Annotated in this window: 22 protein-coding genes; 18 read left to right on the plus strand and 4 right to left on the minus strand. The window is 59.4% G+C overall.

Annotated elements, in window-relative coordinates; translation table 11 throughout:
• Positions 1-60 precede the first annotated feature (60 nt).
• The 12 genes from dxr to CQ019_RS13760 all read left to right on the plus strand — a co-directional run bounded on the left by dxr (position 61) and on the right by CQ019_RS13760 (position 12,051).
• Positions 61-1,284 carry a 1-deoxy-D-xylulose-5-phosphate reductoisomerase gene (gene dxr, locus CQ019_RS13705; protein ID WP_105569939.1) on the plus strand — a complete coding sequence of 408 codons (1,224 nt, stop codon included), beginning with the start codon at positions 61-63 and terminating at the stop codon, positions 1,282-1,284.
• Complete coding sequence (locus CQ019_RS13710) at positions 1,281-2,630, plus strand: RIP metalloprotease (protein ID WP_105569940.1); 1,350 nt, start codon at positions 1,281-1,283, stop codon at positions 2,628-2,630. Before dxr ends, CQ019_RS13710 begins: the two co-directional genes overlap by 4 nt.
• 23 nt (positions 2,631-2,653) lie before the next feature.
• Entirely contained in the window at positions 2,654-2,953 is a 300-nt protein-coding gene (locus tag CQ019_RS13715; protein ID WP_096287310.1) for a YciI family protein, read from the plus strand.
• A gap of 533 nt (positions 2,954-3,486) precedes the next feature.
• Complete coding sequence (locus CQ019_RS13720; protein ID WP_096287308.1) at positions 3,487-4,041, plus strand: NADPH-dependent FMN reductase; 555 nt, start codon at positions 3,487-3,489, stop codon at positions 4,039-4,041.
• A gap of 130 nt (positions 4,042-4,171) precedes the next feature.
• Entirely contained in the window at positions 4,172-5,338 is a 1,167-nt protein-coding gene (gene ispG, locus CQ019_RS13725) for a flavodoxin-dependent (E)-4-hydroxy-3-methylbut-2-enyl-diphosphate synthase (protein ID WP_096287306.1), read from the plus strand.
• Between the two features lie 61 nt (positions 5,339-5,399).
• On the plus strand, positions 5,400-6,179 hold the full coding sequence (locus CQ019_RS13730) for a DUF4081 domain-containing GNAT family N-acetyltransferase (protein WP_255248472.1): 780 nt from the start codon (positions 5,400-5,402) through the stop codon (positions 6,177-6,179).
• A 194-nt stretch (positions 6,180-6,373) separates the two neighbouring features.
• Positions 6,374-7,075 carry a hypothetical protein gene (locus tag CQ019_RS13735; protein WP_146112473.1) on the plus strand — a complete coding sequence of 234 codons (702 nt, stop codon included), beginning with the start codon at positions 6,374-6,376 and terminating at the stop codon, positions 7,073-7,075.
• A gap of 71 nt (positions 7,076-7,146) precedes the next feature.
• Positions 7,147-7,881 (plus strand): hypothetical protein, encoded by a 735-nt coding sequence (locus CQ019_RS13740; RefSeq protein WP_105553707.1) that lies wholly within the window; start codon positions 7,147-7,149, stop codon positions 7,879-7,881.
• A gap of 76 nt (positions 7,882-7,957) precedes the next feature.
• Positions 7,958-8,692, plus strand: a complete 735-nt coding sequence (locus CQ019_RS13745) for a hypothetical protein (RefSeq protein WP_105553706.1) — start codon at positions 7,958-7,960, stop codon at positions 8,690-8,692.
• A gap of 123 nt (positions 8,693-8,815) precedes the next feature.
• Positions 8,816-9,226 carry a hypothetical protein gene (locus tag CQ019_RS13750; RefSeq protein WP_105553705.1) on the plus strand — a complete coding sequence of 137 codons (411 nt, stop codon included), beginning with the start codon at positions 8,816-8,818 and terminating at the stop codon, positions 9,224-9,226.
• 182 nt (positions 9,227-9,408) lie between these two features.
• The gene (locus tag CQ019_RS13755; RefSeq protein ID WP_105569941.1) at positions 9,409-11,196 is read left to right on the plus strand and encodes a proline--tRNA ligase; all 1,788 of its coding nucleotides are present in this window, start codon (positions 9,409-9,411) and stop codon (positions 11,194-11,196) included.
• A 48-nt stretch (positions 11,197-11,244) separates the two neighbouring features.
• Positions 11,245-12,051 carry a TSUP family transporter gene (locus tag CQ019_RS13760; protein ID WP_105553703.1) on the plus strand — a complete coding sequence of 269 codons (807 nt, stop codon included), beginning with the start codon at positions 11,245-11,247 and terminating at the stop codon, positions 12,049-12,051.
• A 489-nt stretch (positions 12,052-12,540) separates the two neighbouring features.
• On the opposite strand, the gene CQ019_RS13765 is transcribed toward CQ019_RS13760, so the two are convergent.
• The 3 genes from CQ019_RS13765 to CQ019_RS13775 form a co-directional block, all read right to left on the minus strand.
• Positions 12,541-13,203, minus strand: a complete 663-nt coding sequence (locus CQ019_RS13765; protein ID WP_258137323.1) for a response regulator transcription factor — start codon at positions 13,201-13,203, stop codon at positions 12,541-12,543.
• Between the two features lie 82 nt (positions 13,204-13,285).
• Positions 13,286-14,536, minus strand: a complete 1,251-nt coding sequence (locus CQ019_RS13770; protein ID WP_105553701.1) for a sensor histidine kinase — start codon at positions 14,534-14,536, stop codon at positions 13,286-13,288.
• Between the two features lie 339 nt (positions 14,537-14,875).
• The gene (locus CQ019_RS13775) at positions 14,876-15,817 is read right to left on the minus strand and encodes a hypothetical protein (protein WP_096287288.1); all 942 of its coding nucleotides are present in this window, start codon (positions 15,815-15,817) and stop codon (positions 14,876-14,878) included.
• Between the two features lie 284 nt (positions 15,818-16,101).
• On the opposite strand from CQ019_RS13775, the gene rimP reads away from it, so the two are divergent.
• From rimP to rbfA, 5 genes are all read left to right on the plus strand, one after another.
• On the plus strand, positions 16,102-16,668 hold the full coding sequence (gene rimP, locus CQ019_RS13780) for a ribosome maturation factor RimP (RefSeq protein WP_096287286.1): 567 nt from the start codon (positions 16,102-16,104) through the stop codon (positions 16,666-16,668).
• A gap of 2 nt (positions 16,669-16,670) precedes the next feature.
• Complete coding sequence (nusA, locus tag CQ019_RS13785) at positions 16,671-17,654, plus strand: transcription termination factor NusA (RefSeq protein WP_105569943.1); 984 nt, start codon at positions 16,671-16,673, stop codon at positions 17,652-17,654.
• 172 nt (positions 17,655-17,826) lie between these two features.
• A complete protein-coding gene (locus tag CQ019_RS18940; RefSeq protein ID WP_096287282.1) occupies positions 17,827-18,147 on the plus strand; it encodes a YlxR family protein in 321 nt (106 codons plus the stop codon).
• A 167-nt stretch (positions 18,148-18,314) separates the two neighbouring features.
• Positions 18,315-21,314 (plus strand): translation initiation factor IF-2, encoded by a 3,000-nt coding sequence (infB, locus tag CQ019_RS13795; protein WP_096287280.1) that lies wholly within the window; start codon positions 18,315-18,317, stop codon positions 21,312-21,314.
• A 94-nt stretch (positions 21,315-21,408) separates the two neighbouring features.
• Positions 21,409-21,843, plus strand: coding sequence for a 30S ribosome-binding factor RbfA (gene rbfA, locus CQ019_RS13800; protein WP_096287278.1), 435 nt, complete (start codon positions 21,409-21,411; stop codon positions 21,841-21,843).
• A gap of 111 nt (positions 21,844-21,954) precedes the next feature.
• Here rbfA and CQ019_RS13805 read toward each other — a convergent pair whose 3' ends face one another.
• Positions 21,955-22,395, minus strand: a complete 441-nt coding sequence (locus CQ019_RS13805) for a hypothetical protein (RefSeq protein WP_105569944.1) — start codon at positions 22,393-22,395, stop codon at positions 21,955-21,957.
• A gap of 255 nt (positions 22,396-22,650) precedes the next feature.
• Here CQ019_RS13805 and CQ019_RS13810 point away from each other — a divergent pair, with 255 nt between their 5' ends.
• A complete protein-coding gene (locus tag CQ019_RS13810) occupies positions 22,651-23,097 on the plus strand; it encodes a YdeI/OmpD-associated family protein (RefSeq protein WP_096287274.1) in 447 nt (148 codons plus the stop codon).
• Positions 23,098-23,169: the final 72 nt, after the last annotated feature.

Consider the following 23,169-nt stretch of genomic DNA (forward strand, 5'->3'; position numbering starts at 1 on the left):
GCTTGGCTTGAGCGCGCCGGTTGATCTGCACTTTGGGAGCTCACAGATATAACGGCCATAATGGGGTGGGTGAGCATCCAATCTTCTTTTAAAACTGCGGACCATCCGCGCCGTGTCACGCTGATCGGTTCTACCGGATCCATTGGCACCCAAGGCCTGGATGTCATCAAGAATGCCCCGGAGCAATTTAGCGTCGCGGCACTGAGCGGTGGCTACAATCTCAAGCTCCTCGCCGAACAGGCAGTCGCCTTCCGCCCGGACCTCGTGGGCGCGGCGGTAGAGAGCAAAGATGAACTCGCATCCGCGATTGCGCAGGTGGCGCAGGACAAAGGCGTAGGCGACTACTCCCCGGAACTCCTCGCAGGGCCGCAGGCCGCCGCGCAGATCGCTGGCTATATGGAATCTGATGTGGTGCTCAACGGCATTACCGGCGCCATCGGATTGGAACCGACCATCGCGGCGTTGAAGGCCGGACACCTGCTCGCGCTGGCGAATAAGGAATCGCTGATTATCGGCGGCCAGGTCGTGAAGCAGATTGCCGCTCCCGGGCAGATCTCTCCGGTGGATTCCGAGCACTCAGCTCTTGCCCAAGCCCTGCGCTCGGGCACCCCGGAGGAAGTCTCCAAGCTGATTGTCACCGCCTCCGGTGGACCATTCTTCGGATATAGCTATGAGCAGCTACGCGAAGTGACCCCGGCGCAGGCGCTAGCCCACCCAACCTGGGATATGGGGCGGATGGTCACCACCAACTCTGCGACCATGGTCAACAAGGCGCTAGAAGTCATGGAAGCCCACCTGCTCTTTGATGTGCCGCTGGAGCGTATCGAACCGCTGGTGCACCGCCAGTCGATAGTGCATTCGATGGTTGAGTTCATTGACGGTTCGGTGATCGCCCAGGCCTCGCCACCGGATATGCGGTTAGCGATTGCCTTGGGCATCAACTGGCCGCATCGCGTGGCCGGAGCCGCGAAACCCTGTGATTTTTCCACCGCCGCATCGTGGACCTTCGAACCCTTGGACGAATCGGTCTTTACCGCGGTGAAATTGGCGAAGCAGGCCGCTGCCGCCTCCGGCACCCATATGACCGTGTACAACGCGGTGAACGAAATTGCGGTTGACGCCTTCCATGAAGGCAAGATCCGCTTTACCGACATTGTTGAAATCATCGACCGGGTGTTGGAAGACTATACCCCGGTGAACGCCGAGCTTTCGGCGGAGCTAGTGCTAGAGACCGATCGGTGGGCGCGCGCCCACGCAATCTCGTTGCTGAAGGAAAAAGCATGAGCGTATTAATGTTCCTTGGCGGTGTCCTGTTCATGGTCGTCGCCATCGGGCTGTCCATTGCCTTGCACGAGGTAGGGCACCTGCTTCCGGCCAAGAAATTCGGACTGCGCGTTCCGCAATACATGATCGGTTTTGGCAAGACGATCTTTTCGGTCAAGCGTGGCGAGACCGAATACGGGCTGAAGACACTTCCGCTGGGCGGATACATCTCAATGGTGGGCATGTACCCGCCGCGCGCGGCCAGCAAAGCCGGCGCGGCGCAGAAGAAGCCGAGTTTCTTCGACAAAGTCTTCGGGCAAATGGTTGACGACGCCCGTTCGCAGGCCAATGAGAACGTGGAAGCCAGCGACGAAGGCCGGCTGTTCTATCAGCTGCCCATCTATAAGCGCATCATCATCATGCTCGGCGGACCCTTCGTCAACCTGCTGCTCGGGTTCCTGCTGATCGGCGTGGTGATCACCGGTTTTGGCGTGCCCACGGCGACCACCACCGTCTCCGAGGTGTACCAGTGCATCGCGAGCGCCGAAAATTCTGAGGCGACCGAATGCACCGCCAACGACAAGGAAGCTCCGGCCTACGCCGCCGGGTTGCTCCCGGGAGACACCATCACCGCCGTCAACGGCGCCCCGGTGGCGCACGATGCCTGGTATGAACTCACCGGTGTGATCCGTGACCACCCGGGGGAAAGCATCGCCCTGGAATATGAACGCGGTGGCATCATGCATGACACCACGCTGACGCCCTATCTGACCGAACGGCCGGTGCTGGATGCAGATGGCTATCCGGTGACCGACGAGAACGGCGCCATGAAAACCGCGCAGGTTGGGTTCGTCGGGATGGGCTCGCAGGAGAAAAACATTTCCCAGCCGGTCACCGAAATTCCCGGCGTGGTGGGGGACCAGCTGCTGAACATCGGCAACGTCATACTGCACCTGCCCCAGCGCATGGTCGACGTAGCACAGGCCGCCTTCGGTACCGAGGAGCGCGACCCGAACGGTCCGGTCTCCATCGTTGGTGTGGGACGTATCGCCGGTGAAATCAATGCTCATGAGGGCATCGAAATCAATGACAAGATCGCCTCGTTGCTCTCGCTGGCCGGTGGACTGAATCTGGCGCTATTTGCCTTCAACTTGATTCCCTTGCTGCCGCTGGACGGCGGGCATGTGATCGGTGCCCTCTACGAGGGACTGAAGCGTACCGTAGCCCGGATCTTCGGAAAAAAGAACATCGCTCCGGTGGATACCATCAAGCTGTTGCCCCTCACCTACGTAGTCGTTGCTGCGATGCTGGTCATGGGCGGGCTCTTAATATACGCAGACATCTTCAAACCAATCACGATCTTCTAGGCCTGGCGAAATAAGCTGTAGCCATGACTGTTTTTGCTGTTGAATACACCTATGCTCAGGACTCGACCGAACTGCGCAACGAACACCGTCCGGCGCACCGCGCATACCTCGGTGAGTTCCTTGGAGAAGGCTCGGTTCGTCTTCTCGCCTCGGGTCCCACCCCGGCTGCCGACGGTGCTCTGCTCATTTTTGTAGCTGAGGATAAGTCCGCCCTGAATGAGGTGCTGGCCAATGATCCATTCAGCAAGGTCGGCGCGCTAGAGCAGACCGACATCACCGAATGGAACCCGGTCATGGGCCTGCTTTCGCAGTTCGCCTCCTAAAAAGTCAATGCTTATCGACCCCGACCGCAGGCCTTGGCTTTGTGGCCGGGGGTTTCATTGATTCGTTGAGCGACAAGAGCGCAATGAATTTTGGCCTCTCGCGTCCGCCGCTAATCGAATTGCAGCTGCAATTTATGCGTAAGTATCCATCGTTTATTAGCGCCGCCTCTTTGCCGCACAATCTTTGGCCAGGTGAGAAAGCGAGGGGTGAGCGTCCCTTGAGGTGCCGAAGAGCGAATGGGCATTGGTATGCAGGCCATCTTCAGAGGGCGGCGGGAGCATGACCTATCGGCGCGAAAAGAAGAGCAAGAAGCGATATTGCCGCTTTTGACTGAATTGGACTAATCGGGACTGAGCAGCCGCGGCTTTACCGCTGACTGGTTGGTGCACGCGCAGTTATGACCCAGGAGTTCTCACGAGTGTGCCCTAAGTCATATCTAGTGGCGGAATTGAATCTTCTGATCACTCGTTGGAGTAGATGAAGCGTCAGCTTTGTCTACTTATTGATTCACTAAATATAGGAGAAGCACAATATGGCAACAAAGGTCATTACTCTGGTCGGTTCCCTGCGCGCTGGTTCAACCAACCAGCAGTTGGCAGAAGCTACCGCGCTGAACTCCCCAGAAGGCGTTGATGTGAGCGTGTACTCGGGCCTTGACAGCCTGCCGTTCTACAACGAAGACCACGATGTTGAAGGCGGTGTGCCTGCGGCGGCACAGGCATTGCGCGATGCTGTTGGCGCGGCGGATGCGCTGCTGCTGATCTCCCCTGAGTACAACGGCACCATGCCAGCCGTTCTCAAAAACGCCATCGACTGGCTCTCGCGCCCGTTCGGTGCTGGCGCCGTGAAAGACATGCCATCGGTTGTCATCGGCACCGCTTTCGGCCAGTACGGTGGCGTATGGGCTCAAGACGAAGCCCGCAAGGCGCTGAACATTGCAGGGGCAAACGTCCTTGAGAACGTCAAGCTCTCCATCCCCAACTCGGTGGTTCGCTTCGCCGAAACTCACCCGAAGGATGACGCTGAAGTTGCCGAACAGGTTGCCGAAGTGCTGGGCAACATCCGCACCGTTGCAGAAGCCAACTAAGTAACTTTTCTTGAATCTGTGATGAAAAGCCACGGCGCTCGTCGTGGCTTTTCTCGCATCCTTACCAATAGCACGCCAGACGGTGCGATACTTGATATAGAAATACCTACAATCACTTCGGAGGCATCCATTGACTTCGGTCAAACTCGGCATGCCGGCGGCACCACCGCCGGTAATCACTCCACGTCGTAAGACCCGTCAGTTTAATGTTGGCAATGTGGGCATCGGTTCGAACTCGCTTATCAGCGTGCAAACGATGACCACCACCAAGACGCATGACATTAACGCAACCTTGCAGCAGATCGCCGAGGTGACGGCCGCCGGTTGCGATATTGTGCGCGTCGCTTGCCCGACCGATAAAGATGCCGAAGCCTTGCCGATCATCGCGATGAAATCGCAGATCCCGGTCATCGCCGACATCCACTTCCAGCCGAAGTACGTATTCGCTGCGATTGAGGCCGGCTGCGGTGCCGTCCGGGTGAATCCAGGCAACATCCGCAAATTTGATGATCAGGTTAAGCAAATCGCTCAGGCTGCCAAGGATCATGGCACCTCGATTCGTATCGGCGTCAACGGTGGTTCGCTGCACCCGAAGCTACTGAAGAAGTACGGCAAGGCAACCCCGGAGGCACTCGTAGAGTCGGCCATCTGGGAAGCTTCGCTATTCGAAGAACATGGCTTTCACGACTTTAAGATTTCGGTCAAGCACAGCGACCCAGTCATCATGGTCCGCGCCTACCAACTCTTGGCTGAGTCCGGCGACTGGCCATTGCACCTCGGTGTTACCGAAGCCGGCCCGACCTTCCAGGGCACCATCAAGTCCTCCGTTGCCTTCGGCTCATTGCTCTCACAGGGCATTGGCGACACCATCCGCGTCTCCCTTTCGGCTCCACCGGTCGAAGAGGTCAAGGTTGGTAACCAGATCCTCGAATCCTTGAACTTGCGTCCCCGAAAGCTGGACATCGTTTCCTGCCCATCCTGTGGTCGCGCTCAGGTGGACGTCTACACGCTGGCCGAAAAGGTCACCGCCGGACTAGAGGGCATGGAAGCCCCGCTGCGCGTTGCGGTGATGGGCTGTGTTGTTAACGGCCCGGGCGAAGCACGAGACGCCGACCTCGGCGTAGCCTCCGGTAATGGCAAGGGGCAGATCTTCGTCAAGGGTGAAGTTATCAAGACCGTCCCCGAGGACCAGATTGTCGAAACCCTTATTGAAGAAGCTAATCGTTTAGCTGAAGAAATGGATCTTGGCGATGACGAGAATCCTGCCTCGGGTTCTCCCGTGGTCTCCGTCAGCTAGACAGAGCCCGCCCGGGGAAGTGCGGGTCTTGGGACGTAGAGATACTGCGGCCCTACTCGCATTGCTTGATCAAGACCCCGTAGCTAATATCTTTACCCGGTCGCAGCTTGCTCTGCACCGTTCCGCCGTTCCGGATGGTTTTGCCCACCTGCTCGGCATTAACGGTGAAGAGGGGCTGGAATCGGCATGCTGGGTGGGCGCAAATATTGCGCCCACCGCCATGAGCGCTGAACATGCGCGCGCCTATGCTCAGCAAGCGCTGGAGACGCGCCAACGTTTCGCTTCGGTTTTTGGCCCAGCCGAGACCGTGCTGGCGATGCAAGATGTCCTTGCCTCGGGACCCCAGACATTCTTCGACGTCCGTGAAAATCAGCCATTGATGACTATTGCGCACCAGGCGAATATCACGCCGATTGAGTCTCTGCGCGTGGCGACCTTGCAGGACTTCAACCTTGTCTTGCCTGCTAGTGCTGCAATGTTTGAAGAAGAACTTGGATACTCGCCGTTGGACAGTGGCGGTGGATATTACCGAACCCGGGTGCGTCAGTTGATTCGCGAAGGGCACACCGTGATCGACGTTGACGAGTACGGCGAGATTATTTTCAAGGCGGATCTTGGAACCGTCACCACTTCGGTAGTTCAGATCCAAGGTGTTTGGATTAGCCCCCGCTATCGCGGACAGGGACTTGCCGCCGGATATATGGCAGCCACGGTTGACTATGCGCTGCGATTTGCGCCGGTTGTGAGCTTGTATGTGAACAATTACAACGAGCCTGCCATTCGGTCCTATGAACGGGTGGGATTCGAGCAGGCTGGAACGTTCGCGACGATCCTTTTCTAGTACGTCCAGAGATCTGACGCGCGCAGTTGTCGACTGCAGGTTGCTCATTGCCGCAAATCCTCGTGTCGGACCAGAATCGTCTCATCAAGAACTGGTAGAAAACGCGGCGTTTGTGCACGGCATGCCTCGGGCTCAGAGGCCATAATCCGCCGAGAACGGTGCGCAATCTTCTAGACTCGAGCACAGTAACTATCGTGACAGGAAAATCTGTGGCTCTTGCCAATTGCTCTAAAACGTACCTCGCCTCGGCGCTTTGCCTCGCGGCGCTCCTGCTTAGCGGTTGCAGTACCCCGTCTGTTCCCAATGAGGCAACGGCGGGAAGCGCACTGCAGATCAACGCCGATGAACTTGAAAAGCAGCTCAAGGAATTCGTCAAGGACGATTCCAAGGCGAAGATCATATCGGATTCGCAATTGCGCAAAAGTATCCCCGAAGCACAGGCCTGGATTGAGGGATTGAAAGTTTCGCCAAGTAAATGCGGTGTTACCTTCGCCGCTCCGGTCACCGAACAACTTGCCAAGGCCAAGATGTCGGCGGTGGAGTTTGAAGATCGATATCTGACGGTTGCGGTCTATCAAGACGAAGAAGCATTGCAGGCCCAATGGGAAAGCGAAGCTAAGGCGAGCGCCGACTGCGCACGATATTCGGTGACCATCAACGGGAAAACTCTCGCCTACCATTTGGCGAAACAACCAACTAAAACAATGGCGCCGTTCAATGACGCCTATGTGGTGACCAGTAGCGATGGCTCACAAACGCAACAGCAACTCATGGTGCGAGCGGCACAGGGTAACGTGATGGTCGGTATCCAGCAACAGACGACTGCAGAGCAAACGCAAGAGCGCCTCCAAGACGCTTCGGAACGAATCGACGCGTTGTTCGCCGAACTTGAGTAGCACCTCGGGGCTGCGAATTTCCAGCATTTCTAGCCAGGCTTGGAGCCGTGGCGCATTCTAAGGATTGATCTATGACCAAGCGTTCCCTCTGGCTGCTACCTCTGGCTGCAGCCCTGATTCTCACTGGCTGCTCGGGAAGCGATAATGCTGATCCGGTAACGGCGGAGTCGAGCCCCGCGCCGTCCCAGAAGCAGGATCAAACAAGCGGGGCATCGCTCTCCGCAGATCAGGTCAAGGACGTGGTCACGAAGCTTGTGGGCGAGGACTCTACTGCGCAGATCTTGGACAACGAGGTGATGAAACCCCAGTTGGAGAATGCCAAGGCCATGGAAGGCAGCAACGGGATCAAGCCGGAGAAGTGCGCCAAACAGCAAGAAGAGTACACCGTCACGGACCTGACCGGCACAGTGGCGGCATCTGCAACGGTCCAGGGGGACTCCACGGGCAAAGTGATCCAGATATTCTCGATCACCGATGCACAGACCCGGAAAAATATCTCTGAGGCTCTGAAGCTGTCCGACATCGAAGGATGCGAATCGATCAGCGTGAGCGTCTCGGGTCAGGAAGTAAACACGGACCGACAGATATTGGACCTTGACTCAACCGCAGACCAGGCGCTGACGATGGCCACGCAAATGAAGGTTGGGGCGGACGAGTACCTGAATTCGGTCGCGGTGCAGGCTCTCGAAGGCAATAATTTCGTTCTGGTGACATTTTCCAGTGGAACCGTGGAAGCACCCTTGCTCGCGGGAGAAGCGATGAAGCTGGCCGATCAAGCGTTTGCCGAAATCAAATCGTTGCAATAATTAGGCCTTGGGCTTTTATTTCTAACCATTATTCAAATACAGTGGAAGCAACACCATTCAACGTGAGGACTGAATCATGAAAAAACGTTCACTTTGGTTGCTTCCGCTTGCAGGGGCGCTGGCGCTGACCGGTTGCGCGGACTCGGGCAATGAGGCCCCGGCGGCATCGGATGAGGCGCAAGCCTCGGAGCAAGCCCCGGCAGCGGAGCCTTTGAGTTCCGCAAAGGTAAAGGAAGTCGTAGAAAAGTTAGTAGCCGATGAATCCGGCGCGCAGATCATCGACGGTGCTGCGATCGCAGAGTCTCTGCCACAGGCGAAGGAACTGGTCAAAGGCATGAACATCGAGCCTGCCAAGTGCGCGGAACTGGTCGCGCAGCAAAGCTCATGGGACATCGAAGGCATCAATATGGCCGTTGCCACCGTCGCGGGCGCGGAGGCCGGTGAGTCAACCAGCTACAGCGTTGCATCCTACGAGGACGACGCAAAGCTATCCGAGATCAAGAAGACCGTCGAGGCCAAGGATCTGCAGGGCTGCGACAGCTTCTCCATGGAAATGCAGGGAATGAAGCTCAACGCTTCGGCTGAAATGCTTGAAGCCACCTCGGACGCCGAAGTGACCACGGCAACGAAGACGAGCATCAGCATGGAAGGCACCGAGGTGCCGATGGGAAGCTACACCGTTCAGGGTCTTGTCGGCCCCAATGCGGTGTCCATTTCCTACTCCGGTGCGGTTGAGGATGAGCAGGCTAAAATCGACGAGCTGGTCAAGGAGCTCAACGTCGCAGTTGCAGAGTTGGAGAAGGCTCAGTAACGCGAGATTTTTCACCATTCGCCGCCTGCTTCCATTCTGGATGCAGGCGGCGTTGCTGTATGCCAGCTCAACATATACCTTGTGCACTTGCGAATCCTCGTGTGCGCGCGAGAGCATGGGAGGATGGCCACGATTGCAGACATTCGAGTAATAGCAGCAGCGCTGCCTCAGCTCGAGGAAGGCATTAGTGGATATGGCAGCGGAGCGAAGTGGTCGGTGCCCCGCGGCATGGTCATCTGGCGGCGACCGCTGGGGAAAGCTGACACGAAAAGACTCGTTGATCAGGGGCAATCTGTCCCGCAAGGCGAAATCTACGCGGTGCGCACCGCCTCGGAGATTGCCAAGAAAGAACTGATTGATGCTTTCGGAGAACTATTCTTTGATATTCAGCATTTGACCGGGACCGACATTGTGTTATTCCATTTAGAACACATCAAGATAGATCAGCTTCGTGAAGTGATCATCGAAGGGTGGTTGGCGAGAGTTTCGAGCACGACGGCCAACGCCTGGAGAGAAACCCTCCCAGGGCAGTAGTTTTTCTATTGCGGTAAGAATCACGGTAGTCTCCACAGCCTTAGGAATACTAGGGTTTTGCCTATAGAGGTTAGGATTGTGGAAGGCTATTTTTAGGCCAATTACACATCAGATTTTGCATAGCTGAGTCGACCTCCAGTGGCACACCATGGACCGGCGACTTACGGAAAAGGACGCCCCGCGTGGTTTTGAAGCTTTCCACCCTGTTCCTGCGCACCTTGCGCGAAGATCCGGTTGAAGCAGAAGTAGACAGCCATAAGCTGTTAGTTCGTGCCGGATACATTCGCCGCGCAGCACCGGGCATTTATACCTGGCTGCCACTGGGCTTGAAGGTGCTTGCTCGCGTAGAAGCTATTGTTCGCGAAGAAATGAACGCCATTGGTGCTCAGGAAGTTCATTTCCCGGCACTGCTGCCACGCGAGCCTTACGAACAGACCGGACGATGGACTGAATACGGCGAAGGCCTTTTCCGCCTGCAGGACCGCAAGGGTGCGGACTACCTGCTTGCTCCAACGCACGAGGAAATGTTCACCTTGCTGGTCAAGGACCTGTACTCCTCGTACAAGGATCTTCCTGCCTACCTGTACCAGATCCAGAATAAGTACCGCGACGAAGCACGTCCGCGCGCAGGCCTGCTGCGTGGCCGCGAATTCATCATGAAGGATTCGTACTCCTTCAACATCGATGACGAGGGTCTCGACGAAGCCTATGACGCACACCGCGGCGCGTACCTTCGTATTTTCGAGCGCCTGGGCCTAGAAGTCGTGCCAGTGTTCGCGCAGGCAGGTGCCATGGGTGGCTCGAAGTCCGAGGAATTCTTGCACCCAACTGCCATCGGCGAAGACACCTTCGTGCGTTCGCCAGGCGGCTACGCGGCCAACGTTGAGGCGGTCACTACCGTCGTTCCTGAAGCAGTCGATTTCAGCGACGCTCCGGCATTCGAAGTCCTCGATACCCCGGAGACCCCAACCATCGAGACGCTGGTCGCCGCCGCCAACGAGCTGCGCCCGCGCGCCGAAGGCGAATGGGCTGCGGCCGACACGCTCAAGAACGTCGTCGTCGCGGTCATCGACCCCGAAGGAAACCGCCACGTCGTGGCCATTGGAGTGCCGGGGGACCGCCAGGTCGACCTGAGGCGCGCGCAAGCAACCATCGGCATGGCCCTGGACATCAGCGGCGAAGTGCTGGTCGAAGCGGCAAGTGCCGAAGACCTCGCCAAGCACCCAGAGCTGATCGCCGGCTACATTGGCCCAGGCAACGGACTGGACCAGCAGGTGCTGGGCTCCGAAGCCTCCAGCGGGATCACCTACCTGGTTGATCCGCGCGTGGTCTCCGGCTCCAGCTGGATCACCGGCGCCAACGAAAAGGGCAAGCATGTCTTCGGCCTGGTGGCCGAGCGCGACTTCTCCTTCGACGGCACCATCGAGTCGGTTAATGTGCGCGCAGGTGACCCAGCTCCGGACGGCTCCGGCCCGCTGCGTGCCGAACGCGGTATCGAAATGGGACACATCTTCCAGCTCGGCCGTAAATACGCGGCAGCCTTGGATCTCAAGGTGCTGGACAAGAACGGCAAGCTCTCTGTGGTCACCATGGGTTCCTACGGTATTGGCGTTACCCGTGCGGTAGCAGCCCTCGCCGAGGCCTACCACGATGAAAAGGGCCTTGCCTGGCCAAAGCAGGTCGCCCCGGTCGACATCCACATTGTCGTGACCGGCAAAGGCGAAGAGCTGCTGGCAGCGGGCGAAAAACTAGCCAAGGAATTCGAAGCCAAGGGCATGGAGGTTATCTTCGATGACCGTGCAAAGGTTTCTGCCGGCGTGAAGTTCTCCGACGCAGAATTGATCGGCGTGCCAACCATCGTTGTGGTGGGCCGCGGGCTAAGCGACGGAGTGGTTGAGGTCAAGGATCGTGCCACCGGCGAGCGTCGTGACGTTGCCGTTGCCGACGTGGTGGAAGAGCTGACCGCGTAAACTGCCGGTAGCTTTTCACAAGCAATAAATGAATAGAGGTGCAGCGCGGTGCCGGAGATTCTCTCCTTCTTGTCACTTGATGGTGTTGAGTTCAGCTGGACGTCGCTGATCCTGCTTTTACTGGCAGGGTTTGCGGCCGGTTGGATCGATGCAGTTGTCGGTGGCGGTGGACTGATCCAGTTGCCCGCGCTGCTTCTCTTTCCCGGAATGAGCCCAGTACAGGCCCTGGCCACGAATAAGCTGGGTTCCATTTTTGGAACCGCCACCAGCGCGATTACCTACTACAGGCGGACCAGCCCGGACCTGAAAACGGCAATCCCCATGGCCCTGATGGCCATGGTTGGTGCCTTTGGTGGTGCAGCCATTGCCACGATTCTGCCCGAAGAAGCCATCCAGCCAATCATTATCGCCGCGTTGGTGGCGGTGCTTGCCTTCACAATTTTCAAGCCCAAAGCCGGAGAGCTGAGCAAGCTACGCTACCGGGGCAGCGGGCACTACCTGCGGGCGGTAGCGATCGGACTGATCATCGGCGGCTATGACGGCATGATTGGTCCGGGTACCGGATCATTTTTGATCATCGCTATGGTCACGGTGCTGGGGTACAACTTCTTGCAGTCCTCGGCCAAAGCGAAGATCGTCAACCTAGCCACCAACTTTGGCGCCCTGGTGTTGTTCATTCCGGCTGGGCACGTGGTTTTCGGGTTGGGGTTGGCCATGGGATTGATGAATATGGCCGGCGGCTACCTCGGTGCCCGCATGGCGATTTCCAAAGGCAGCAAATTCATCAGGATCATTTTCGTGATCGTGGTGTGCGCACTGATCATCAAACTCGGTTCAGACATGATCTTTGCCTAGGGGCACAACGATTCCCGGGAAACGGTCCAGCGAAAGGCAGCCAGCCTGGTTAGAATCATCGCCTTTCCGAAACCGAACACCGGCTTGCCGCGGTGGTTGGCGGCGGCCAATTGCCCAACGTGGGCCGGGCGGATTAATGCATGCCCTTTAACCACGAATTGCCGGTTCGCTTGGACTGCGAGCCGGCAATTCCTGGAGGCAATGTCCCCATACTGCCTTACCTAGAATCAACATCAATCAGCCTTGACCCATCCCCATAGGCCGGGCGCATTAAAGAAGCTGAGCTTTTGGATTTGCCCCAAAAGCTTTCTCCCTAACGCAGGTTCCCAAAAAGGCTGACCGTCATCTAGGACGTCATACGGTGGCAGCAACCGCTCCCACCAGGCCACACCCTCGAAGCGCTGAGGGATTGCTGTGGCGTTAGTTCTAGGATCTCAAATTGAGGTTCTGCCGTCGTCATACCTGCACGGTATCTTTCTCTGGAAACTTTCAGTTTCGTCCCGGGATCTTGTCATCGGCACGGCTGAAGCCCGAGCGGTACGCCAAGGCCACAGCCGAAGCGCGGTCCCGGGAGCCGGTCTTGAAGAGGATTCGGGCCACGTGAGTTTTGACCGTCGCCTCGCTGAGCACCAGCAGGTCTCGGATCTCCTGATTGGACAGGCCCGCGGCCACAAGTCGCAGGACTTCCTGTTCTCGAGGAGTCAGCAGCTCCGTGATGTCCGGCAAGTCCGAGGAGCTCATGTGCAGGCGCTGCACGAGCCGGGTGGCAGCCGTCGCATCCAGCCAGGTTTCACCCGCCGCCACCCGCCGAATCGCGGCCGCGATCTCGTTGGGCAAGGCGTGTTTCAGCAGATATCCACTGGCACCGGCCTGGAGCGCCTTGACCACTACCTCCTCATCATCAAAGGTAGTCATAATCAGCACCCGGACCAGCCGGTCCTGGTTCTCCCGGGTTTCACGAACCAGCTGCTTGGTCGCCTCAACCCCGTCGATCCCAGGCATGCGCACATCCATGAGCACCACGTCGGGGAGGTGCTTGCCAGCAAGTTCAAGAGCTTGGGGCCCCGAGCCCGCCTCGCCGATCACCGAGAGGTCAGGCTCGGCGGAAAGCAACATGGAAATGCCGGCCCGGACCATTGGCTGATCATCCACTATGAGGATGCGAATTCTGGAACTCGCATTCGGGCCGTGGGCGGTGGGTTCTGGGTCTGCGATCATCGTGTTGACGCTCCACTCACAAATCATCCGACGAGCTGTTATGGCCCGAGCCTAGTTCAGTTCGCACGGGCAGAACCGCTTTGACGAGAAAACCGCTATCGGTAGGACCGCTGACTAGTGTTCCTCCGCAGATAGTGACGCGTTCGCGCAAGCCCAGCAGCCCGAACCCGCCCGAGAGGCCCGACTTTTCGATGATTCCGGATAGCGAACGGATGGATACTGTCAGCTCTTCGGACTCCCAATGGGTTTCGACGTAGGCTTTGGCGCCTTGACCGGCGTGGCGCATCACATTTGACAGGCCCTCTTGGACTACACGATAGGCAGCGTGTCCGACGCTTGGATCGAGCGGACGCTCGGGGCCGGAAATAGACTCGTGGATTTCGACCCCCGAAGTTCGCGCCGCCTGGATGAGCTCGGCAAAGTCGGAGATTCCGCGCGGCGGAGAATCTGGGGCGTCTCCCTCGCCGCGCAAGAGTCCCAGCAGGCGGTGTAGTTCGCGGATGCTCTGCTCCGCGGTCTGCTGCATATCCGCGAGTGCCGCATCCAGGTCAATTTCGCGCGACTTGGTGCGTTGCACCGCCCTCAGGCCAGCGGTCTGCAATACGATCGCCGTGAGCGAGTGCGCCACAGAATCATGCAAGTCGCGGCTGATACGCAGCCGCTCCGTCGTGGTGGCTTCTTCGCGGGCACGAATTGCCCAAGCACGTTCCGTGCGCAGCGTGCGCTCATAGCTGGCCAATGCCACGCCCGAGCCCCACACCGCGAGAACCAGCAGCGTGAAGACGGCCGCGCTGGGGAGAACCGTCGTGAGGTTACCGATGACTTGCAACTTCGTGGAAACCAACGAGGCGGTCAGTATCGGGATGGCTGCGCCGATCAGGGCCAGATATGCCCTGCGTCGCGGCAAGCGCCGGGCCAGGTAGAAAACGGCAATGAGGAACCCGACCATCAAGGTCGGTGCCATGGGGTCGATGAGGCAGCCGGTGCTCAGCAAGATCATCGTGTAGTAGCCAAGGATCGGCGAGCGGGTCATCACGAAGGTGGTGTAACCCAGAGCAGCAACCGTGATGATGATCCAGGATGGAATTGTCCCTGCATAGCCCCCGGGGTTCCTTGCGGACCAGACGATCATCTCGAAGATAAACCCGGCGATAGCAACGAACAGGCGTTGGACCAGATCTTTGCCTGGCACCAGCGTGGCTACCCGGACGCCGCTTGCGGTGCCGCGCGGGGAATGCGCCTGTCCTGAGGGCGTGGAGAAACTCACCGTGGAATCCTTTGGCGGGATGCAGCGTAGTCTGAGCCGGTAAAACCGAGGCCGCAAGGGACGTCCATTAGCCGACTACCTGAGGCTTCGCAGTAATTGCGAGGGTTCCTCGCGACCGAGTGCCGGTCCACCAGAGGATGATGCCAGGCGTCAAAAGGACTGCGAGCGCCTGGCTGCCGAAAATTCCACCGGGGGAATCAAACACTGGGAACTCCTCAGAATCTGTGCGGTTGAATGTATCTTGTCACACACGGCGATGCGGGCACATCATTCTGAGCAGGTACGTTTTCGGCCGCTGAATCGTTCAGACCCAGGCGTGCAGGTAATACCTGGCGAGTATTACTCGCTGGCGTTCAGCAGTTCTGGATCTAGTCCACGTTGGCGCTGCTCAATCAGAACCTGCCAGGTCGTTTCGGCCAACGTGCCTTGCGCGCTGTCCTTCGCGGCACCCGAGGCAAGAGCTAGCGCTTGAACAAAATCGTCCTCGGCTTCTGTGGCCAGCGAACCGAGCTCATTGAATCCGTCCTCGGGCAGAACATAGGCCGACTGGCGTAGGTCCGCACAGTCGCCTGGCAGCACCGAGCGCACCTTGCGCAGTTCGGCATTCAACATCGTGCGGCGCTCTTCGATCTGCGCCGCATCCGCGTTGGCTCCGCGCGCAGCCTGCAATTGCAGGATGTAGTCCAATGCATAGCCGCGGTCCAGCGCCCGGGCCACCCGTACGTCATCATGCAACGCCGGATCGGAAATCGGGGTTTCCGCGTCTAGGAGCTTCAGATCCCTGAGGCAACCCACAGGTTCCCCCTCGGCTTCGCCCTGCCCGGAGAGCAGCGGGGCGGGCAGCTGATCCACCGACTCCTGCTTGGCTACGGTGCGTAGCGCGCTGCGCGCTTCGAGATTTGTTTGGAAGGCCAGCTGCGTCAGCGCGGGTGCCAGCGGTGCCTGCTCTTCGGGGATGGCCGGCATATGGGTGCTCAGCTCGGCAACCTGTTCGGCCAGTTTGGAAACCGCCTCGGGGCTGAAGCTTTGCGCCAACGGCTCCGCTGGCTGATCCTCGAAACTCAACTGGCCAACCAGCCGCGAGCCATGAGCCAAGGTGGCGCTCAATTCGCTCAGGGCGCCGGCGCTGTCCGAGCCTGCCAGCGCGGCCAACGCGTCGGCCTGGGAGGCGAGTTGCGCCAGGGTTGAGCCGTACTGCCACAGCTGGAGCTGCGCTTCGGAACTTCCGCGGATTTCCTCCGGCAGGCCACGATCTTCCAACGACCCTCGAAAGATGCTCATGCCCACACCCCAGGTGAGGCCAGCGCATAGAACTCCGGCTAGCAGCGGTGCGATCCAGCCCGGTGCGCGCCTGGCTTTTGGGGTGCGTCGGGTGGGTTGCGGTGTCGAGTTCTCAGTCATGGCGATTCGATCATGCCATGAAGTTGCGGGCTAAGCCCGGTTCAAACGCGCTGAATGCGCGAATTGCGCGTGAGTTCTTTCACCTGTGCCCATTAAGCAGTTCTCATCTTGCGTGCGTGCATATACCCTTAAAGGACAACATCGAATAACGTGGGAGGATATCCATGACCGCTAAGCCGGCTGATACCGAACAAGAGGCACAACGGTTGACGACCGTGCTGGAGAAGGAAGTGGAATCCCACGGGCTGGTGCTGGAAGAAGTCTCTGTCCGCCCTTCGGGAAAGCAGATGACCGTGCAGGTCATCGTCGACAAGGCTGACGGCACCCAATCGGTGATTTTGGACGAACTTGGTGAAGTAACTACCACCATTTCTAATGCCTTGGATCAGGACGCCAAATACGCGTCAGTAGATCCATATGAACTCGAAGTAAGCTCCCCAGGTCTTTCGCGCCCACTGACGCTGAATCGTCACTGGATCCGTGCGAAGAACCGGATGGTGAAGTTTAATCTCTCCGACGGCAGCAAGCTGCGTGGCCGGCTGACCGAGGTCACCGACACCGAGGTAGTCATTTCCGTGCACCACGAGCCTGCCAAAAAGGGCATGAAGGTCAAGGTCGATGAACCGAAGACCTTCGCCTTGGAAGACATCCGCAAGGCAGTCGTTGACCCGGAAATCAATTTCGACGACGCGCTATTTGAAAACATTGATAACGAAGATTTGGAGGGCTAGGCATGGATATTGATCTCGATGCGCTACGCATCCTGGAAAAAGAGCGGGACATCCCGATGGATGTGCTGATCCCTACCATCGAGTCGGCACTGCTGCTGGCCTACAACAAGACCGACGGCGCAATGCCCGGTGCTCGCGCTCATATCGAGCAAAGCAATGGACATGTGGCAATCTTCGTCGAGGACCGCGATTCCACCGGCGTGCTGCTGGGCGAATTTGATGACACCCCGCACGGTTTCGGCCGCATTGCCGCGTCCACCGCACGTCAGGTGATCATGCAGCGTCTGCGCGAAGCCGAAGACGCAGTGGTCGTGGGGGAGTACTCCTCCCGCGTGGGCACGCTGATCTCCGGGGTCATCCAGCAGGGCCACTCCTCGCATATGGTCCAGGTGAATATCGGTGAGGTCGAGGCACTGCTTCCACCGCCCGAGCAGGTTCCAGGCGAGCGTTACACCCATGGCAGCCGCTTGCGTTCCTATGTGGTCTCCGCCGAACGCGGTACCAAGGGCCCGGCAATCACCTTGTCGCGTTCGCACCCGAATCTGGTTCGCCTGCTGTTCGAAATGGAAGTTCCGGAGATCGCAGACGGCACCGTCGTGGTTGAGGCCTTGGCCCGCGAAGCAGGGCACCGCACCAAGCTTGCGGTGCACGCCACCCAAGCCGGAGTGAACGCCAAGGGCGCTTGCATCGGTGAAATGGGTACCCGCGTGCGTGCGGTGATGAACGAGTTGAACGACGAGAAGATCGACATCGTTGACTACAACGAGGATCCGGCCAAGTTCATCGCTGCCGCTTTGTCCCCATCGAAGGTCGTCTCGGTCGAAATCCTCGACGAGGACGAGCGTCGCGCTCGTGTAGTCGTGCCGGACAGCCAGCTGTCTCTGGCCATCGGCAAGGAAGGCCAGAACGCGCGTCTGGCCGCCAAGCTGACCGGCTGGCGCATCGACATCATTGCCGCATCCGGTGGCAAGGAACCACAGTTCTAATTTTGAGCAATTCCTGATCCCGGTCAACGGGAGACGGAAAATAGATTTGCCTAGCACGTTTTTTGGCCTCGGCGTACCTGTGATCTGGACCTCACGCGTGCGCCGAGGTCTAAACGCGCTAGACTAGTAGTTGGCTCGTTGACAAGTTGTGGAAGGTGAGGATGGCGCTCGCATGAAACTGCATCAGCAACGTACGTGCATTGGCTGTCGAACCATCACATCTCAAGATGAGCTACTCCGTTGGGTTTTGAATCAGGACTCACCGCTGCGCGGTGTGCATCTGGATCTTTCGGGCTCCGCCGCAGGGCGGGGTGCCTGGACCCATGGAACCGAAAAGTGTGTGCGGCATGCTGTGCGACGCAAGGCATTTTCCCGAGCTTTTAGAAGTTCGGTTGATGACTCCTGCGTGGCACAGCAGTTCGCCGCATACGAAGATCAGTCGGCAACGGGCCGGCTATCTGGCAATCATGATGAAAGCGGGTCAGAAATCTGATGGCAACCCGATGAGTCCGCTAAGTTGAGCGCACAACGATGAACAATCGGTTTTGCGTGATCCACCGTGCGGCGGAAGAATTTCACGAATTACAACGCTGATCAGCCAGAACACCCAAGTCTTATTGAACCCGGGGTTCTAGCCGATCGCATCGACACAGGAGAGATGTGGCTAAACCCCGCGTTCACGAGCTCGCTAAAGAGCTCGGAATTACTTCAAAAGAAGCCCTAACTAAGTTGCAGGATATGGGCGAATTCGTTCGCTCTGCTTCCTCAACCGTTGAACCTCCGGTAGCGCGCAAACTGCGCGATGCCTTCCCAGGTTCGGCAGCCCCAGCCAAGCCAGCAGGCTCGACCCCAGCACCACGTGCTGGCGGTCCAAAGCCAGGCGCTAAGCCTGCGGCCAAGCCAGCTGCCACCCCGGCTACCCCAGCAGCTAAGGCTCCGGAAGCTCCGGCGGCCCCAGCTGCTAAGTCGCCAGCTGCTCCGGCGGCTCCAGCCGCTCCGGCGGCAGCAGCACCAGCGGCCAAGGCTCCCGAGGCGGACGCCCCGGCAGCCAAGGCTCCGGCAGCCCCGGCCCCGGGCGGTCCACGCCCAGGTCCAAAGCCGGCACCCAAGCCAGCTGGCGCCCCACGCCCCGGCAACAGCCCGTTCTCCTCGCAGCAGGGAATGCGCGGCGGGGATGAACGTCGTGGTTCCCGCGACGGCGGCCAGAACCGTGCACCACGCCCACAGGGCGCCGGCGCAGGAGCTCCACGTCCAGGCGGTCCACGTCCGGGCAACTCGCCATTCTCCGCACAGCAGGGAATGCGCGGCGAAGGCGGCCAGGGCGGTCCACGTCCAGCAGGCCGAGGCCCACGCCCCCAGGGTGCTGGCGGTCAAGGTACCGGCGGTCCGCGTCCACCACGTGATGGTGCACCAGCTCGCGGTCCACGCCCACAGGGTGCCGGCGGACAGCGTCCGGCCGGCCAGGGCCAGGGCGGTCCACGCCCAGCAGGTGCCGGAACCGGCGCACCACGTCCGGCAGGTGCCGGCGCTGGTGGCGCAGGCGCCGCAGGTGGCGCAACTCCACGTATGATGCCTAACCGCACCGATCGTCCGGCTCCAGCAGCCGGCGGTCGTCCGGGTGCCGGCGGTCGCGGTCGTCCAGGTGGCGGCGGCGGTCCAGGTGGCGCTCCGGGTGCCGGTGCAGGCGGCGGCGGATTCCGTCCGGGCGCTCCACGCGGCCGTGGCGGCGTTGGCGGTGCCTTCGGTAAGGGCGGCGCCGGACGCGGCAAGCAGCGCAAGTCCAAGCGCGCCAAGCGCCAGGAATTGGAGCAGATGAGTGCTCCGAGCCTGGGCGGCGTCAACGTTCCACGCGGCAACGGATCCTCCGAGATCCGCCTGCGCCGTGGTGCGTCGATCACCGACTTCGCCGATAAGATCGGCGCAAACCCGGCAGCACTGGTCACCGTGCTCTTCCACCTGGGAGAAATGGCTACCGCCACCCAGTCGCTGGACGAGGCGACCTTCGAGGTCCTCGGTGCAGAGCTGGGCTACAAGGTCCTGGTCGTCTCCCCGGAGGACGAGGACAAGGAACTGCTCGAAGGCTTCGGCCTGGACCTGGATGCCGAACTTGAGGCTGAAGGCGAAGCCGAGCTCGAAGAGCGTGCCCCGGTCATCACGATCATGGGCCACGTCGACCACGGTAAGACCCGACTGCTGGATGCAATCCGCAAGTCGAACGTCACCGAGGGCGAGCACGGCGGCATCACCCAGCACATCGGTGCCTACCAGATCAACCACGAGCACGAAGGCCGCGACCGTGCGATGACCTTCATCGATACCCCGGGCCACGAGGCGTTCACCGCCATGCGTGCCCGTGGTGCCGAGGTCACCGACGTTGCAGTGCTGGTTGTCGCAGCGGATGACGGCGTCATGCCGCAGACCGTTGAGGCGCTGAACCACGCACAGGCTGCCGGCGTGCCGATCATCGTCGCGGTCAACAAGATCGACAAGGAAGGCGCCAACCCTGACAAGGTCAAGGGCCAGCTGACCGAATACGGTCTGGTTCCCGAAGAATACGGTGGCGACACCATGTTCATCCATGTCTCGGCGCTGCAGCGCGATGGTATCGACGAATTGCTCGATGCCGTGCTGCTGACCAGCGACGTGCTGGAACTGCAGGCGAACCCTGACAAGTCCGCCCGCGGTGTAGCCATCGAAGCGAACCTGGACAAGGGCCGCGGTTCGGTTGTCACCGTGCTGGTGCAGTCCGGTACCTTGGCAGTGGGCGACACCATGGTTGTGGGCACCGCCCACGGCCGTGTGCGTGCCATGTTCAACGAAAACGGCGAGAACCTCGACGTGGCCCTGCCGTCGCGTCCGGTTCAGGTCTTGGGCATGTCCTCGGTGCCACGCGCCGGCGACGGCTTCCTGATCACCGACGACGAGCGCACCGCACGCCAGATCGCCGACAAGCGCGAAACCGCAGAGCGCAACGCCATGCTGGCCAAGCGCCGCAAGCGCATCACCCTGGAAGACTTCGACCAGGCTGTGGCAGATGGCAAGATCGATACGCTGAACCTGATCCTCAAGGGCGATGCCTCCGGTGCTGTCGAAGCACTGGAAGACTCGCTGATGAAGATCGACGTGGGCGACGACGTGCAGCTGCGCGTGATCCACCGCGGCGTCGGCGCGATCACCCAGAACGACGTCAACCTGGCAACCGTTGACAATGCCATCATCATTGGCTTCAACGTGCGTCCGGCAGAACGCGTGGCAGACCTGGCCGATAAGGAAGGCGTTGACATGCGCTTCTACTCGGTCATCTACTCCGCAATCGATGACATCGAAGCTGCCCTGACCGGCATGCTGAAGCCAGAGTACGAGGAAGTTGCCCTGGGCAGCGCCGAGATCCGCATGGTCTTCCGCTCTTCGAAGTTCGGCAACATCGCAGGTTCGATCATCCGCTCCGGCACCATCAAGCGAAACACCAAGGCACGCCTGGTTCGCGATGGCAAGGTAGTGGGAGACAACCTGAACATCGATTCGCTGCGCCGCGAAAAGGACGACGTCACCGAGGTCCGCGAGGGCTTCGAGTGTGGTATCGGCCTTGGCTCGTTCAACGACGTCAAGGAAGGCGACATCATCGAGACCTTCGAGATGCGCGAAAAGCCACGAGCTTAATCCTTAGATGAGCAACGGCGTGGGCGCGCACCGGTAAACTGACCGGTGAGCGCCCACGCTCCTCACTTTCACGACAATTTTTTAGGAGAGATCCATGGCTGATTCAGCCCGTGCGGCCCGTTTGGCCAAGCGCGTACAGGTCCTCATGGCCCAGTCGCTGCGCACCGTCATCAAAGACGAGCGCATCGACAACGTGACCGTGACCGACGCGCGGGTCACCAACGACCTGCAGCACGCCACCGTGTACTACACGGTGTTCGGTGAGGGTGAGATCAAGGCGGAAATCGCCGAGATGCTCGCCAAGCGCACCGGTGCGCTGCGCAAGGAATTGGGACGCAACCTGACCATTCGCTTGACCCCTACCCTGGCCTTCGTGGCAGACGAGATTCCAGAGAGCGCCTCGCTTCTGAATGAACTGCTGGCCAAGGCCAAGGAAAAGGACGCTGAGGTCGCTTCGCTGCGCGAGGGCAAGACCCACGCCGGGGATGCCGATCCGTACAAGAAGGACGACGAGGACGAAGAGGCCTAGGCCTCCTCATGCTCTGCGCTTCCGCGAATCGGGAGCGAGCAAAAACCCCAGTGGTGCCGAACAGCAGTTCGTGCGCCACTGGGGTTTTTGCGTGCAGAAAAAAGCAAGAGCTTAGGGGGCGCCGGGTGTATCGCGGGGTGCGCTGGATGTGAGCCGATTGATCAGCGGGGTGCAGAGCAAATAGACCGCCACGCTGACCGCGGCGCTCGCCAGGGCCAGCGGGTAGGTGCTCATGACCAGATAGTAGCAGCCCACGATCACCACGAAGCTCAGCAACGATTCCAAGGTATTGCCGGCAATCTTGCCGGCCTCGGGAAATAGCATTCGCACCAGGCGGTCGGTGATTTCACCCGTAGCGAGCAGTACCAGGGTAAAGACGATGACGAGGACCGGAACCCATGGCCAAAGGCCCTGTTTCAGCTCGCCGAGCTGCGGGAGCCAGAGCGGGGTGAGGAATCCGAGGAGAAACGGAAGTCCAGCCATCAGCGCGCAGGCGGCCAGATAGAGGATGAAGATCAGCAGTTCGTGGGGTTTCGGTTTTTGTTCCGGCAAGTTTTCCTTTGCATGGATTGCAACGCGTGATTAGCGATGGCTCCGCGCGGTATTCGTGGAGTGGGGGGTGCTGTCCATGATGCCACAGAAAGAATTGAGGACCATGAAGAGCAGGGGCCAGTGCGCGTTGGCCAATCTGGCTCCCCGGCGGGCCGCTGGCAGCGTTTCGCAACTCATGAGAATTGATGGTGGTCAGCGCGGAGATACTGGACTACCGTGGAGATCAAAGACTTGCCTGAAACAAAGGAGCAGCTCATGCCGGAATTCACCACCACATTGATGGCCTCGACCGGAAATAACGTGGGCATTGTTGTTCCCGACGAAATCGTCCGGGGATTCAATCACGGCAAACGGGTACCGGTGACGGTGACGATCGACGGGGACTACACCTATCGAAATACCATCTCATCCATGGGCGGGCAATTTTTGATCTCTTTCAATTCCGAAACGCGCGGTGCCACCGGTCGGGGTGCCGGGGATGAGGTCACCGTGAAACTGGAACTCGACGAGGCACCGCGAATCATCGAAGTCCCCGAGGACCTTGCGGTGAAACTGTCTCTGGAACCGGCCCTTGCCGACGCCTGGAACAATCTCTCCTACAGCAAGCAACGCGGTCATGTTGAACCGATCATCTCGGCAAAGGGCGCGGATACCCGTGCTCGACGAGTGGAAAAAGTCATCAAGGCACTACGCGTCGACTAGTGTCGACTAACTTTGGTGCGTCGGTACCGGCGCTCCAGGCGACCGCGGAGGATAGGCCGGGCGGATTACCCG

The organism is Arthrobacter sp. MYb229, from assembly GCF_002975405.1.
Taxonomy (GTDB): domain Bacteria; phylum Actinomycetota; class Actinomycetes; order Actinomycetales; family Micrococcaceae; genus Glutamicibacter.